General features: G+C 58.8%; 12 protein-coding genes. 8 read left to right on the top strand and 4 right to left on the bottom strand.

What is annotated here, in order from left to right; translation table 11 throughout:
* Nucleotides 1-230: 230 nt before the first annotated feature.
* Nucleotides 231-1,571 carry an outer membrane protein transport protein gene (locus tag NH395_RS09780; protein WP_253024405.1) on the top strand — a complete coding sequence of 447 codons (1,341 nt, stop codon included), beginning with the start codon at nucleotides 231-233 and terminating at the stop codon, nucleotides 1,569-1,571.
* Between the two features lie 57 nt (nucleotides 1,572-1,628).
* Here NH395_RS09780 and NH395_RS09775 read toward each other — a convergent pair whose 3' ends face one another.
* The 4 genes from NH395_RS09775 to NH395_RS09760 all read right to left on the bottom strand — a co-directional run bounded on the left by NH395_RS09775 (nucleotide 1,629) and on the right by NH395_RS09760 (nucleotide 6,734).
* Nucleotides 1,629-3,242: an ABC transporter ATP-binding protein gene (locus tag NH395_RS09775; protein ID WP_253024403.1), complete on the bottom strand. Its 1,614-nt coding sequence runs from the start codon at nucleotides 3,240-3,242 to the stop codon at nucleotides 1,629-1,631.
* A gap of 33 nt (nucleotides 3,243-3,275) precedes the next feature.
* Nucleotides 3,276-4,154, bottom strand: coding sequence for an ABC transporter permease subunit (locus tag NH395_RS09770; protein WP_253024401.1), 879 nt, complete (start codon nucleotides 4,152-4,154; stop codon nucleotides 3,276-3,278).
* Nucleotides 4,147-5,076 carry an oligopeptide ABC transporter permease OppB gene (oppB, locus tag NH395_RS09765; RefSeq protein WP_066319373.1) on the bottom strand — a complete coding sequence of 310 codons (930 nt, stop codon included), beginning with the start codon at nucleotides 5,074-5,076 and terminating at the stop codon, nucleotides 4,147-4,149. The genes NH395_RS09770 and oppB overlap by 8 nt, the downstream gene beginning before the upstream one ends.
* A gap of 77 nt (nucleotides 5,077-5,153) precedes the next feature.
* A complete protein-coding gene (locus NH395_RS09760) occupies nucleotides 5,154-6,734 on the bottom strand; it encodes a peptide ABC transporter substrate-binding protein (protein WP_253024399.1) in 1,581 nt (526 codons plus the stop codon).
* Nucleotides 6,735-6,953: 219 nt separating this feature from the next.
* Between NH395_RS09760 and prfB the strand changes: the two genes are divergently transcribed.
* The 7 genes from prfB to rimI all read left to right on the top strand — a co-directional run bounded on the left by prfB (nucleotide 6,954) and on the right by rimI (nucleotide 13,172).
* A protein-coding gene (prfB, locus tag NH395_RS09755; RefSeq protein ID WP_366065589.1) for a peptide chain release factor 2 occupies nucleotides 6,954-8,052 on the top strand; the annotation gives its coding sequence in 2 pieces (ribosomal slippage) (nucleotides 6,954-7,028 and nucleotides 7,030-8,052; 1,098 coding nt in all).
* A 34-nt stretch (nucleotides 8,053-8,086) separates the two neighbouring features.
* Nucleotides 8,087-9,598 carry a lysine--tRNA ligase gene (lysS, locus tag NH395_RS09750; RefSeq protein WP_253024397.1) on the top strand — a complete coding sequence of 504 codons (1,512 nt, stop codon included), beginning with the start codon at nucleotides 8,087-8,089 and terminating at the stop codon, nucleotides 9,596-9,598.
* Nucleotides 9,599-9,689: 91 nt separating this feature from the next.
* Nucleotides 9,690-10,076, top strand: coding sequence for a hypothetical protein (locus NH395_RS09745; protein WP_066319382.1), 387 nt, complete (start codon nucleotides 9,690-9,692; stop codon nucleotides 10,074-10,076).
* An 88-nt stretch (nucleotides 10,077-10,164) separates the two neighbouring features.
* Nucleotides 10,165-11,568 carry an MFS transporter gene (locus NH395_RS09740; protein ID WP_253024395.1) on the top strand — a complete coding sequence of 468 codons (1,404 nt, stop codon included), beginning with the start codon at nucleotides 10,165-10,167 and terminating at the stop codon, nucleotides 11,566-11,568.
* A 41-nt stretch (nucleotides 11,569-11,609) separates the two neighbouring features.
* The gene (locus NH395_RS09735; RefSeq protein WP_066319386.1) at nucleotides 11,610-11,918 is read left to right on the top strand and encodes a BolA/IbaG family iron-sulfur metabolism protein; all 309 of its coding nucleotides are present in this window, start codon (nucleotides 11,610-11,612) and stop codon (nucleotides 11,916-11,918) included.
* Nucleotides 11,915-12,739, top strand: a complete 825-nt coding sequence (locus NH395_RS09730; RefSeq protein WP_253024393.1) for a hypothetical protein — start codon at nucleotides 11,915-11,917, stop codon at nucleotides 12,737-12,739. Before NH395_RS09735 ends, NH395_RS09730 begins: the two co-directional genes overlap by 4 nt.
* On the top strand, nucleotides 12,729-13,172 hold the full coding sequence (gene rimI / locus NH395_RS09725; protein ID WP_253024391.1) for a ribosomal protein S18-alanine N-acetyltransferase: 444 nt from the start codon (nucleotides 12,729-12,731) through the stop codon (nucleotides 13,170-13,172). Before NH395_RS09730 ends, rimI begins: the two co-directional genes overlap by 11 nt.
* Nucleotide 13,173: the final 1 nt, after the last annotated feature.

The following is a 13,173-nucleotide window of genomic DNA, read 5'->3' as shown; positions in this document are numbered from 1 at the left end:
GAGTCTAAAACCTATGGGTTACACAAAGGTCAAGGCTGAGCAGAAAAATAGGCCGAAACGGTTAAAACAATGATTTAAAACGCACGTGCGACTAATGTATAAGGCAAAAATAAAATAAAACGCTCGTTTGCCCTTGAACCAAGCGGGCTTTTGGGACAAAACTGACATGTACAAAAAAAGTATGATGGATGTTCACCATCCCGTCGGATCATTGGGAAAAGAGGCCCACTATGCACAATAAATTCAACAAGCTCGCCCTGGCAGTCGCCGTCGCCACTGCCGCCTTCGCCAGCCAAGCCCAGGCGGGTGGTTACCAAATCAACGAGCAGAGTGTCAGCGGCCAGGGCTACGGTCACGCGGGACGCAGCTCCAATGTCGAAGACGCGACCATCGTGTTCGGCAACCCTGCCGGTATGTCGTTTCTGGACCGTGCGCAAATCTCGGTAGGTGGTACATATTTAAACGTTAATAGCGATATTTCTAATGTGGAAGCCAATCGCAAGTTGGATGTAGGGGTCGCCCAGGGCGGATCGGCCATCGGCACCCAAATGACGCTAGGGGCAGTACCTGGTGGTAATGAGGGTGACATGGTACCAGGTACGCTGATTCCTTATGCTTTCTATGCTCACCCGGTCAACGATAAGCTGGCCTTTGGTTTTGGTGTCTACGCACCCTTCGGCTCTAAGACTGACTATGAAGACGACTTCCAGGGCCGTTACTTCGGCGACTATACTGAGGTTACTGTGGCGAGCGCCCAACCAACGGTGTCTTATCGGTTCAACGACCAGTGGTCCGTCGGGGCGGGTATCACCTACAACCAGGTTGAGGGTGAGCTTCGTCGCCAATTACCGAGTCAAGCAAATGCGAGTACTTTCGATCCGTCAGGTGATATCGACTCCCGTGTGGACGGTGATGACCAGGCTTGGGGCTATAACCTTGGGGTGATGTATCGGCCGGTGCCCGAGACTACCTTGGGCCTGACCTACCGCTCGAAAGTGGACTATAAGCTGGAAGGTGATTTCAGCGCCACCAGTCCAACGGGTAATGTCGTTCGCTCGAGCGCCGCCAACCTGGATTTGACCACGCCTGAAACGGTCAACTTCTCGTTGACCCAGCAGATGAGTGATCGTTTGAAGCTGATGTTCGGTGCCTCCTGGGTGCGCTGGAGCCAGTTCGAAGAAATCCGCGTGGTGGACGATCAAGGCGGCCTGATTACCAATGAGGAGCAGAATTACTCCAACGCCTGGGCGTTTGCCACGGGTGGTGAGTACCAACTGACGCCCACCTTGGCGCTGCGTGCCGGGTTAACCCTGGACATGACGCCGACCAATGATGACGATCGCAGCGTGCGCATTCCCTCTGATGACCGGCGCATTTTCTCGCTGGGCGCGGGCTGGACGCCGACCGATGACGTGACCATCGATGTGGCCTACTCCTACCTGACCGAGCGGGGCACCTTTGTTGAGCAAGAGCGCACTGACTTGCTGAACGGCGCAGGTGGTGCAACCTACTCCGCCGACTACAAAAACGAAGCCCACGGCTTCGGTGCTCAACTGACCTATCGCTTCTAAGAAATCAGCGTTTGCCAGAACGACCCAAACCCGGCTTCGGCCGGGTTTTTTTACTGCTCAAGCCGCGGGGCTTTCCAGGAAAGCGGCGCGCATCAGTTCGCGGGTATAGCTCTCGCGTGGGGCGTTGAACAGCGATTGGGTATCGTTTTGCTCAATGATTTCCCCTTGGCGCATCACAATGACCTCATCGGCCAGTGCGCGCACCACGGCAAGGTCATGGCTTATAAATAAGTAGGTCAGGCCGTGGCGTTGTTGCAAATCACGTAACAACTTAATCACGGTCATTTGCACCGAGCGGTCAAGGGCGGAGGTGGGTTCGTCCAGCAACAGGAACTCGGGTTTGACGACCAATGCTCGGGCGATAGCAATTCGTTGCCGTTGACCACCAGAAAATTCATGGGGGTAGCGGTGACGGTGGGCGGGGTCCAGGGCGACTTCTTCAAGGGCCTGGATAACCTCGGTATCGCGTTCGGCACGCCCGAGGAGCGGCTGATGAACGCGCAGCCCCTCACCAATAATTTCACCCACCGTCATGCGCGGAGACAGCGAGCCAAAGGGGTCCTGAAAGACAACCTGCATGCGTGACCGCAACGGGCGCATGCCCGCATGGTCAAGTTGACCGACATCAATGTCATCGAAATGGATGTTGCCATGGCTTTTTACCAGCCGAAGAAGCGCCCGGCCCAGGGTCGTCTTGCCTGAGCCCGATTCGCCCACGATGCCTAAGGTTTGACCTTTGCGTAGCGTCAGGTCGATGTGTTTCACCGCTTCAAAATAGCGGTTGGGGCCAAACAGGCGCTTTTTGATCGGGAAACGAACGCCAATATTTTGTGCCGTGAGCAGGGTAGGCGCTGAGTTGGGAACGGGTTCCTTATGGCCACTTGGGTTGGCGTCAATCAGCATCCGAGTATAGGCGTGCCGGGGGGATTGAAACAGCGCTTTGGTAGCACCCGCTTCGACGATTTCACCGTGTTGCATCACGCACACGCTGTCAGCCAGGTGCCGGACAACCCCCAGATCGTGGGTGATAAACAGGATCGCCATGCCATAACGCGCCTGGAGGTCTTTCAGCAGCGCGAGAATCTGCGCCTGAACGGTGACATCAAGGGCGGTGGTCGGCTCATCGGCGATCAGCAGCTGTGGCTCGCAGGCCAGCGCCATGGCAATCATCACCCGCTGGCGCTGGCCGCCGGAAAGCTCGTGGGGGTAGCTGTCGATGCGTCGCTTGGGCTCGGGAATACCCACCTGTTCGAGTAGCTCCACGACCCGCAGGTAGGCATTGTTGCCCCGTAGTGGCGTGTGCTTATGCAGGACTTCACGAATCTGTCTGCCTACCCGATGCATGGGGTTGAGCGAGGTCATCGGTTCCTGGAAGATCATTGAAATCTCGTTGCCGCGTATCGCCCGCATGCGCTTGCGGTTGACGGTAATCAGGTTTTCATTGCCCGGCCCACCATGCCAGCGAATGGTGCCGGTGGCGCGAGCCAGCTCGGGGAGTAAGCCGATCGCCGCGGTCGAGGTGACCGACTTGCCCGAGCCTGATTCACCAACGAGTGCAAGTGTTTCGCCTTGGTGCAGGGTGAGGCTAACGTCCTTGACGGCCGTGACGGGGCCATCGGGAAGGTCGAAGTCGACCCGCAGACGATCAACTTCCAGTAATGGTTGTGGCATGTAGCCTCCTTGCGTTTGCTGACGGGGCCTGTCTCAGCGCGTCTTGGGGTCCAGGGCATCGCGCAGACCGTCGCCCAGGAAGTTTAAGCACAGCAGCGTGGTGGCGAGAAACGCAGAGGGAATAATCAGCATCCAGGGCGCTGTTTCCATCATGTCCTTGCCTTCGCTGATCAGGACGCCCCAGCTGGTCAGGGGCTCTTGAACGCCGAGGCCCAGAAAGGAGAGAAAGCTCTCCAGCAAAATAACCTTGGGGACAGTGAGGGTGACATAGATGATCACGGGGCCGATGGCATTAGGGATCAGGTGGCGCGTGACGATCTTGATGCTGCTGACGCCTAACGCATGAGCGGCCTCAACGAACTCACGGCGTTTTAGAGCGAGCACCTGCCCGCGCACAATGCGCGACATGTCGAGCCATTCAACGGCGCCGATGGCGGCGTAGATCAGCAGGATGTTACGCCCGAACACCACCATCAGCAGGATGACCATGAACATGAAGGGCAGCGAGTACATGATGTCGACGAAGCGCATCATCAGGTTGTCGACCCGGCCGCCAACATAGCCAGCGATCGCGCCGTAAAGAACGCCGATCACCAGCGAGACGAGGGTCGCCACCAGGGCGACGGAAAGAGAAATCTGACCCCCATGCAATACCCGCGTGAGCAAGTCGCGGCCGTTGGCGTCAGTGCCCGCATAGTGGCCACTGTCTAGACTTGGCGGGGCCAGAAAGGCGTTCCAGTCCACTTCATCCAGCGCCCAGGGGGTTAGCCAGGGGCCGAATACACAGGCCAGGGCAATGACGATGAGGAGTACCAGGCTGGCGGTGGCCGCCCTGTTCTGGCGGAGCCGCCGCCAGGCTTCACGCCCCAGGCTGTTGCTTGTGACCGGCGGGGCTGACGTTGCATTATTCATTATCATAGCGAATTTGCGGGTCCAGAGCCGAGTAGAGTAAATCGACGATGAGGTTGAGAATAACGATCAGGCTGCCGTAAAAAACCACCGTGCCCATCACCAGGGTGTAGTCGCGATTGAGCGCTGCCTGGACGAAATAACGACCAATCCCGGGGATGCCGAAAATCTGTTCGATCACCACCGAACCGGTAATAATCCCGGCAATGGCAGGACCCAGGTAGGAAATAACCGGGAGCATGGCCGGGCGCAGGGCGTGACGAAAGATCACTTCGCGCTCGCTAAGGCCTTTGGCGCGAGCCGTGCGGACAAAGTGACTGCCCAGTACTTCGATCATGCTGGCGCGCATCATCCGCGCGATATAGGCGATCTGCTGTATGGAAAGCGCCACGACGGGCAGGATCATGTTTTTCCAATGACCGTCGTTCCAGCCGCCGACCGGTAACCAGGCGAGAAAGACACCGAACACCAGGGCCAACAGCGGGGCTATCACGAAGTTGGGAATGGCCACCCCGGCCAGCGCTGTGCCCATGACCATATAGTCAATGGTGGAGTTGCGTTTAAGCGCCGCAATCACCCCCATGGGAATTCCCGCCAGTAGGGCGAGGCCAATCGCCCACAGTCCGAGTTCCAGGCTGACAGGAAAGCCTTGAGCAACGAGCTCGGTAACCGAAAAATCCTTGTATTTGAACGAGGGGCCAAGGTCGCCCTGGAGCAGGTTCCCCATGTAGGTGAGATATTGTTCCCAGACGGGCTTGTCCAGGCCGTAAGAGGCCATTAAGTTGGCCTCGATTTCCGGCGGCAGTTGACGCTCGCCGTCGAAAGGCCCACCCGGGGCCAGATGCATTAAAAAGAACGACAGGGTAATGACAATCCATAGCGTCGGGATTGCCTGAAGCAAGCGTTTTAGCGTGTAGCTGAGCATTTTTGGGCCTCGCTCCTCAGGCCAGTGGCCTGAGGATGTAGCGGCAATCAGTCGTTATAAAAACGAACGAAAGGAAATCAATCGTCTAAGTGAATCCAGCGTGAGCGATGGATATCTTCAATATTGGTTTCCCAGCCGGATAGATCGGGGCTGACAAGGTTGCGCGAGACATAGTAGTAGATGGGTAGCGTAGCGCTGTCTTCCAGAGCGATGGTCTCTGCTTCGGCCATGATGTCGGCGCGCTCATCCAGATCCTGTGTATTGGCGGCTTCGCTCATCAAGGCGTCAAATTCCGGCGAGCTGTAGGCACCGTAGTTATTGGCGACGCCGCTTTCCAACAGGCTCAGAAAGTTTTGGGCGTCATTGTAGTCACCGATCCAGCCAGCCCGGGCAACGTCGAAGTCGCCCTGGCGAATATCTGCGTAGTGAACGGCAACCTCCGAATTATAAAGCTCTACCTCAACGCCCAGGGGTTTCCACATGGCGGCAATGGCGATGGCGACCTTGCGATGGTCCTCGCTGGTGTTATAACGCAGCATGAGTTCCAGCGGGTTATCCGGGCCATAGCCTGCGTCTTGCAGCAGTTCACGGGCGCGCGCCATGCGCTCGTCCTGGGAGAGTTCGGCGAAGCTGGCGGTGGGCGCTTCGTAGTGGCTGACGTTGGGCGGAACGAAACTGTAAGCCGGTACTTCACCGGTACCCAGTATTTGATCGGTAATGACTTCGCGACGAACGGCCAGACTTAGCGCTTCACGCACTCGCGGGTCCGCCGTTGCATGGCCGTCGCGGGTATTAAAGGCGTAGTAATAGATGCCCAGATAAGGCGCTACCTGAACGGCTTCGGGCAGGTTCTCCATCAGCCAGTCGTACTGCTGGGTGGGGAACTCACGAGCGATGTCGATCTCGCCTGCCCGAAAACGGTTCAGCGCCGTATTGCGTTCTTCGATAGGGAAATAGACGACTTCTTCAAGGTCGACATTGTCAACGTCATGAAAATGCGGGTTGCGGCTTGCCGTGATACGCGTTTGTGACTGCCACTCTTCGAGCTGGAAAGCGCCGTTGGAGACCATGTTGCCTGGGCGTGCCCACTCGTCGCCGTAAGTGTCCACCGTGTGGCTGGGCACCGGGTAGGCGGTGTAGTGGGAAAGCTGGTCTAGAAAGTAAGGGGTTGAGCGCTCAAGAGTGATTTGCAGGGTGGAGGCGTCCAGGGCCTCGACGCCCAGTGTGCTTGCCTCGGCGTCGCCCGCATAGACGGCTTCGGCGTTTTTGATCGGGTACAGCAGATAAGCGTAATCAGCGGCGGTGGCAGGCGATAGAATGCGCTGAAAGGCGTACACGAAGTCATCCGCCGTGACGGGTTCACCGTCCGACCACTTGGCATCGTCCCTTAATGTGAAGGTGTATACTGTGCCGTCATCGGAGATTTCCCAGGATTCGGCAACGCCTGGGATACGCGAGCCATCGGCGGCTTCAGTGACCAGGCCTTCAAACAGGTCACCCACCACATCGTTTTCCCAGGTGCCGCTGATTTTGTGCGGATCAAGCGACGCTGGCTCGCCCATGATGGCCAGGCGAAGTGTGTCTGCCTGGACCTGGAGAGGGGCGGCAACGCTTAGCGCCAATGCGGCAGTGCCCAGGAGAGTGCGTGTTGTTGTCATGTCGATCCCTCAAGAATTGTCCTAATACGGTTGTTTGACAATTTAGTACTAGCACCGCTGAAAAGTAGGTGTCCATCAGAAATTACACATGTAGCTATGCGGATTTTCGATAGTGGCGGTGCTGATGGTTGTTGGAAGCCAATTTCGTTACAATGTGCTTCTTTCCTTTGAACCGTATTCACTGAGCTAATTTTTTACTGACCAATACCAAGGTATTCCATGTTGGAAACTAACCCGATTCACCTCCAGATCAAGGACCTGTCTGAACGGACAGAGGTTCTTAGGGGGTATCTTTGACTATGCCGAGAAGCAGGATCGGCTAGAAGAGGTCACCCGCGAACTGGAAGACCCCAATGTCTGGAGCGATCCGGACTACGCGCAGAAGCTTGGTAAAGAGCGAGCCTCCCTCGAGACGATCGTGGCCACTATTGACGACCTTGAACAGGGGCTGGGCGACAGCCGGGATCTGCTCGAGCTGGCGGAAATGGAAGACGACGAAGGTACTGTCGACGAAGTCCGCAAGGAGCTGGATAACCTGCAGGCCAACCTCGAGAAGCTTGAGTTCCGGCGCATGTTCTCCGGCGAGATGGATCAGAACAACGCCTATCTGGATATCCAGTCAGGGTCGGGCGGCACGGAAGCTCAGGATTGGGCGAATATCCTGCTGCGCATGTACCTGCGCTGGGCAGAAAGCCACGGTTTCAAGACGGATATCATCGAGATTTCAGCGGGCGATGTGGCCGGCATAAAATCGGCATCCTTGCATATTCAGGGGGAGTACGCCTTTGGCTGGCTGCGTACCGAAACCGGCGTTCATCGCCTGGTGCGCAAAAGCCCGTTTGACTCGGGTGGTCGTCGCCATACTTCCTTTGCGTCGGTCTTCCTGTCACCAGAAATTGACGACAGCTTCGAAGTGGACATCAATCCTTCTGATATTCGCGTGGATACCTACCGCTCAAGCGGTGCGGGCGGTCAGCACGTTAACACCACCGACTCAGCGGTGCGCATCACCCACGAGCCCAGCGGCATCGTGGTGGCATGCCAGAGCCAGCGTAGTCAGCACGCCAACCGCGACTTTGCCATGAAACAGTTGAAGGCGAAGCTGTGGGAGCACGAGATGCAGCGGCGCAACGAGGCCAAGCAGCAGGCGGAAGACGCCAAGTCCGACATCGGCTGGGGCAGTCAGATTCGCTCCTATGTGCTTGACGATCAGCGCATCAAGGATTTGCGGACCAACGTCCAGTCCAGCAACTGCGAAAAAGTGCTCGATGGCGATCTGGATCAGTTTATCGTCGCCAGCCTCAAGCAGGGTTTGTAATCTTTTCAGGGTTTGATCATTAATAGGGTGCCCGATGGCTAATCAAGACGCGTCTTCTCTCGATAACGAAAACCACCTGATTGCGGAGCGCCGGGCCAAGCTCGCAGCCCGTCGCGAACAGGCGGCAGAGCAGGGCAAGAGCGCTTTCCCGAACGATTTCCGCCGCGATAGCCTCACGGTCGAGTTGCAGAACCTGCTGGGTGAAAAGGACAAAGCCGAGCTTGAAACGCTTGATCATCACGCCTCGGTGGCAGGCCGTATCATGCGCAAGCGCGGCCCCTTCATTGTGATCCAGGATGTGGCGGGCCAGATCCAGCTCTACATGGATAAAAAGGGCCTGCCCGCCGATGTGCTGGACGATATCAAAAGCTGGGACATCGGCGATATCGTTGCTGCCCGTGGCCCCGTGCACAAGTCCGGCAAGGGCGATCTGTACGTGATGATGCAAGAGGCCCAGCTGCTCACCAAGAGCCTGCGCCCGCTGCCCGACAAGTTTCACGGCCTGACCGACCAGGAAGCCCGCTACCGCCAGCGCTATGTCGACCTGATCATGAATCCGCAGTCGCGCAAGGTCTTCGAGACCCGTGCGGCGGTGATCAGCGCCATGCGTCGTTTCTTTGAAGCCCGCGGCTTTATGGAAGTGGAAACGCCGATGCTCCAGCAGATCCCTGGCGGTGCGGCGGCCCGGCCGTTTATCACCCACCATAATGCGCTGGATATCGACATGTACCTGCGTATCGCCCCGGAGCTTTACCTCAAGCGTCTGGTGGTGGGCGGCTTTGAAAAAGTCTTCGAAATCAACCGCAATTTCCGCAACGAGGGGCTGTCGACGCGGCACAATCCAGAGTTCACCATGGTCGAATTCTACTGGGCCTATGCGGATTACAATGACCTTCTGGATATGACCGAAGCCATGCTGCGTACAACGGCTCAGGAAGTGCTGGGTACCACCACCATTGACTACCAGGGTGGCAGCTATGACTTCGGTAAGCCGTTCAACCGCCTGACCCTGCGTCAAGCGATTCTTGATCACGGCGATGGCATCAGCGATGCGGATCTGGATACGCTGGACGCCGCCCGTGCGTTAGCCGAAAAGCTGGGCATCAAGGTCAAGGAGAGCTGGGGGCTGGGCAAGGTACAAACAGAGATATTCGAAGAAGTGGCCGAACACAAGCTCGACCAACCCACCTTCATCACCGAGTACCCGGCCGAGGTCAGCCCCTTGGCGCGCCGCAACGATGCCAACCCGTTTGTGACGGATCGCTTTGAGTTCTTCGTGGGTGGCCGTGAGATCGCCAACGGTTTCTCGGAGCTTAATGACGCCGAAGACCAGGCCGAGCGCTTCCGGGAGCAGTCAGCGGAAAAAGACGCCGGCGACCTTGAGGCCATGTACTACGATGCGGATTACGTGCGCGCACTGGAATATGGCCTGCCGCCAACGGCTGGCGAAGGCATCGGCATCGACCGGCTGGTGATGCTGTTTACCGACAGCCCTTCGATTCGCGACGTTCTGCTATTCCCGGCGATGCGCCCAGAGGCGGATTAACGCCAGCTAACGGTGCGGTGACGGACGAAAAAGTGGTAAGGGCGCGATTTAGCGCCCATAATGACCACGTTTCGACGGCGAGGAGAATCCCATGAAACTGCTAAATCGCTCTGCCCTGAGCGTCAGGCCGACCCAGCCCTTTGTGGACTGGATCAATGCGCTCGAGCCCACCATGGGAGACGACGACCTGACCCTGGACGACGTCGAACGTGAAAGCACGGTGTATCTGATCCCGGAGATGGATACGCCCGAGGCGCTCGAAGCCTTTGTTCGTGAACGCTACGCGGAAATTCTGGAAACCGAGCTGCGGGCCTGGGAAGAGGACGAGCGCCAGTGGCCCGAGACGCTTGACTGGTCGCTGTTTCAAACCTTTCTGCGCATCGAGCATAGCTACCTCGCCATCGACCTTGACGACGATACGGCCCTGGAAATATCCGATGTTGATGACGCCCTGCTGCTTGATAACGAACTCGACTAGCGCGCTGTGATTGTCACGCAAGTTTCCTGTAAAACCGGCTTTTGGCCGGTTTTGTTGTTTCCATGGGACTGTTCAGGAATGAATCACCATGCGACTGTTTGAAACCCGGCCCGGTGACGATGGCCTGCCAGGGGGCGAGCGCGCCCTGGCTGTCCTGGCATTGGTGACCGGTACCTTGATGGCGGTTGTCGATACCACCATGATCAACCTGGCCCTGCCGACCATTGCGGCAGACCTTGGTGTGTCAGCTTCCCGGTCGGTATGGATCACCAATGTGTTCCAGGTGGTCTGTGCAGCTTTTCTGCTGGTGTTTGCCGGTCTCAGCGAACTGCTGACGCGTCGGCGGCTGTACCTGTTTGGCCTGGCAACCTTTGTTATTGCTGCGCTGGGGGCCGCCCTGTCGCGGAACCTGGAAACGCTGCTGGTGTTTCGTGCGCTGCAGGGCCTGGGCGCGGCGGCGACGCTGTCCATTGGCCCGTCGTTGTATCGGGCGATTTTTCCCTCGCGGTTGCTGGGAAGTGCGCTTGGATTGAGCGCCCTGGTGGTGGCCGGTGGCTATGCGGCGGGGCCCACGTTAAGTGGTGTGATCTTGTCCTTTGCCGACTGGCCCTGGCTGTTCGCGTTGAATGTGCCCCTGGGGGTGTGTTCGCTATGGCTGGCAAACCGAGCGCTGCCCAGAGAAACGCCGCGTCGGGGAGGCTTCGATAGCCTGGGGGCGCTGCTTTCGATGTTGATGCTGGCGAGCTTTTTCCTGGCCATGGACGCGGTGGGGCATGCCGCCCCCGTATGGCAGAGTGCGGGCTGGGCAGTACTGGCTGTGATCGCCGGTGGCTTGTTTATCGCCCGGCAGCGCCGTGCTCCCTACCCGTTATTACCGCTCAGCGTGTTCGCGGAAAAACGCTTTACCCTGGCCGTTTCGGCGTCTGGGCTTGCGTTTATCGGTCAGGGGCTGGCCTTCGTCGCACTGTCGTTCTTCTATCAGGAGCAGATGGGCTTTTCGCCGCTCGAGACCGCCTGGCTGTTCACCCCCTGGCCGCTGGCCATCATGGTCGTCGGGCCGTTAGCCGGGCGGTTGGCCGACCGGGTGAACCCGAGCGTGCTGTCGAGTACCGGCCTGGTGCTGCTGATTATCGGCTTGATGGCGCTGGCGCTGGTGGATGAATCAACCGGTGTCGCAGGGAGTCTCTGGCGGACCGCGCTATGCGGCGTGGGGTTCGGTCTCTTCCAGCCCCCCAACAACCGCGAAATGATGGGCAGTCTGCCGCCCGAGCGCAGTGCCAATGTGTCTGGCGTGATGAGTACCACCAGAACAGTGGGGCAGTCGCTGGGGGTGGCACTGGTGGGCGCTACGCTGGCGCTGGGTGCCGCCGTGCAGGTCACGTTATGGCTAGGCGCGGCGACTACCCTGTTGGCGCTGCTGGCGAGCCTTTCGCGGGTGTCGCTGGCGCGGCGTGCGCTGGTTGCGCGTCGGGCATCGTCTGGCGGCCAGTAAGCGCGTACAATGGAAGGGTTTCCGACCTAAGGAGAGCCTCCATGACGCTGCAGGCACACATAGAGCAGAAGTTAGCGGCGCTAGCGCCCGACGTGCTGCAGGTAGAAAATGAAAGCCATATGCACAACGTCCCCGCGAATTCTGAAACGCATTTCAAGGTGACGTTGGTGAGCGACACCTTTGACGGCCTGATGCCCGTCAAGCGCCACCAGAAAATCTATGCGCTGCTGGCCGACGAGCTATCCGGCCCGGTGCACGCGCTGGCCCTTCATCTGTATACCCCTCATGAATGGGAAATGCGCGGCGGTCAGCGTCCTGATTCACCCAACTGCCGTGGGGGCGGGCAGTGACCCCAGAGGTTGTTCGCCGACATTACCTCGAGGCCATGGGGATTACCGCCTGGGCATCGCGCTATCAGTTGCCCAATGCGCGGCCCACGGAAGCCTGCGAATGGGATGACACCCCTGCAACGCCCACGCCGCCGCGTGAGCGACTTCAGGCCCTGCTGGATGATGCGCCTGCGCCTCGTTCGGCGCCTGTGGAAACACCGCCCCCCTCAGGGGAGGCGGAGGCATCGCCGTCAGCCGTGCGCGCCTTGTTGGGTGAGCGTTCCGAGGCCACCAGCAAGCCAGCAGAAACGGCCGCCGCGCCAACGCCCAGCGAAGCGCCGGTGGCTAAGGAGCCGCTGCAGTTTCGCCTGTCGTGCGTGTGTATCGGGGGGCGTTGGCTAAGCGTTCACCCGGGCGAGATGGATGCTTCTGAGCAACGCCTGCTTGCCAATATATGCCAGGCGGCGGGGATCGCCGGTGGGTCGCTGCCGGAGGTGATGTTCTTCAAATGGCCGCCCATGGCCAATGCCTTTGAACCAGAAGATCCCCTCGAAGAAGCGCGCGAGGGGGTTAATGCGTTTATAAGCGGGGCGGCCAGTCGCCAGCAATGGCAGTTGGAAAAGATACTGTGGTGGGGGGCTGGCGCCACTGACCCGAACAGCCAGTCGCTCTCGAAGGTACTGGATGTGCACGAAGAGCAAAGCCGCACGCTGGCGCTGCCGGTATGGCAGGCGCCGTCACTGGACACGCTACTGCACAGTGCCGATACCAAGCGCAACCTATGGCCAGCATTGCATGCTCTGGCGCAGGATTGGACGGTATCGGGTCAAGATGATCACTGAGCTGAGTCATGATGACTTCCAGGCGCTGGCAGCCCTCGAGGCGCGGGCCCTGAGTGGCGTCAGTGCCGCATTGCTTGGCGAGGCGCTGGCGGGGGATGCCGCCTGTGTGGTGGGCTATTGGCACGATGAGCAGTTGACCGGTTACGCTCTACTGGCACGGTTACCCTTCGACGCCGAGCTGCAGGCCATTGGCGTACTTCCGGAGCACAGAGGGCAGGGTGTCGGCGATCGGGTGCTCAAGGCCGTGTTGGCCGTTGCGGCTCGCTGGCAAAGTGAACGGGTGCTGCTGGAAGTCCGTGAAAGCAACACGGCGGCGATTCGGCTGTATAAAGGCGCTGGCTTTCAGCAGGACGGCTATCGGCGAGACTATTACCCGGCAGTCCACGGGGCTGCCGGTCGCGAGAGTGCGCTGTTGATGTCACGCTCTGTTTAAG

The organism is Halomonas sp. Mc5H-6, from assembly GCF_024124705.1.
Lineage (GTDB): Bacteria > Pseudomonadota > Gammaproteobacteria > Pseudomonadales > Halomonadaceae > Vreelandella > Vreelandella subterranea.
The sequence above is the reverse complement of the archived record's forward strand: the minus strand, read 5'-3'. Positions and strand labels throughout refer to the sequence as shown.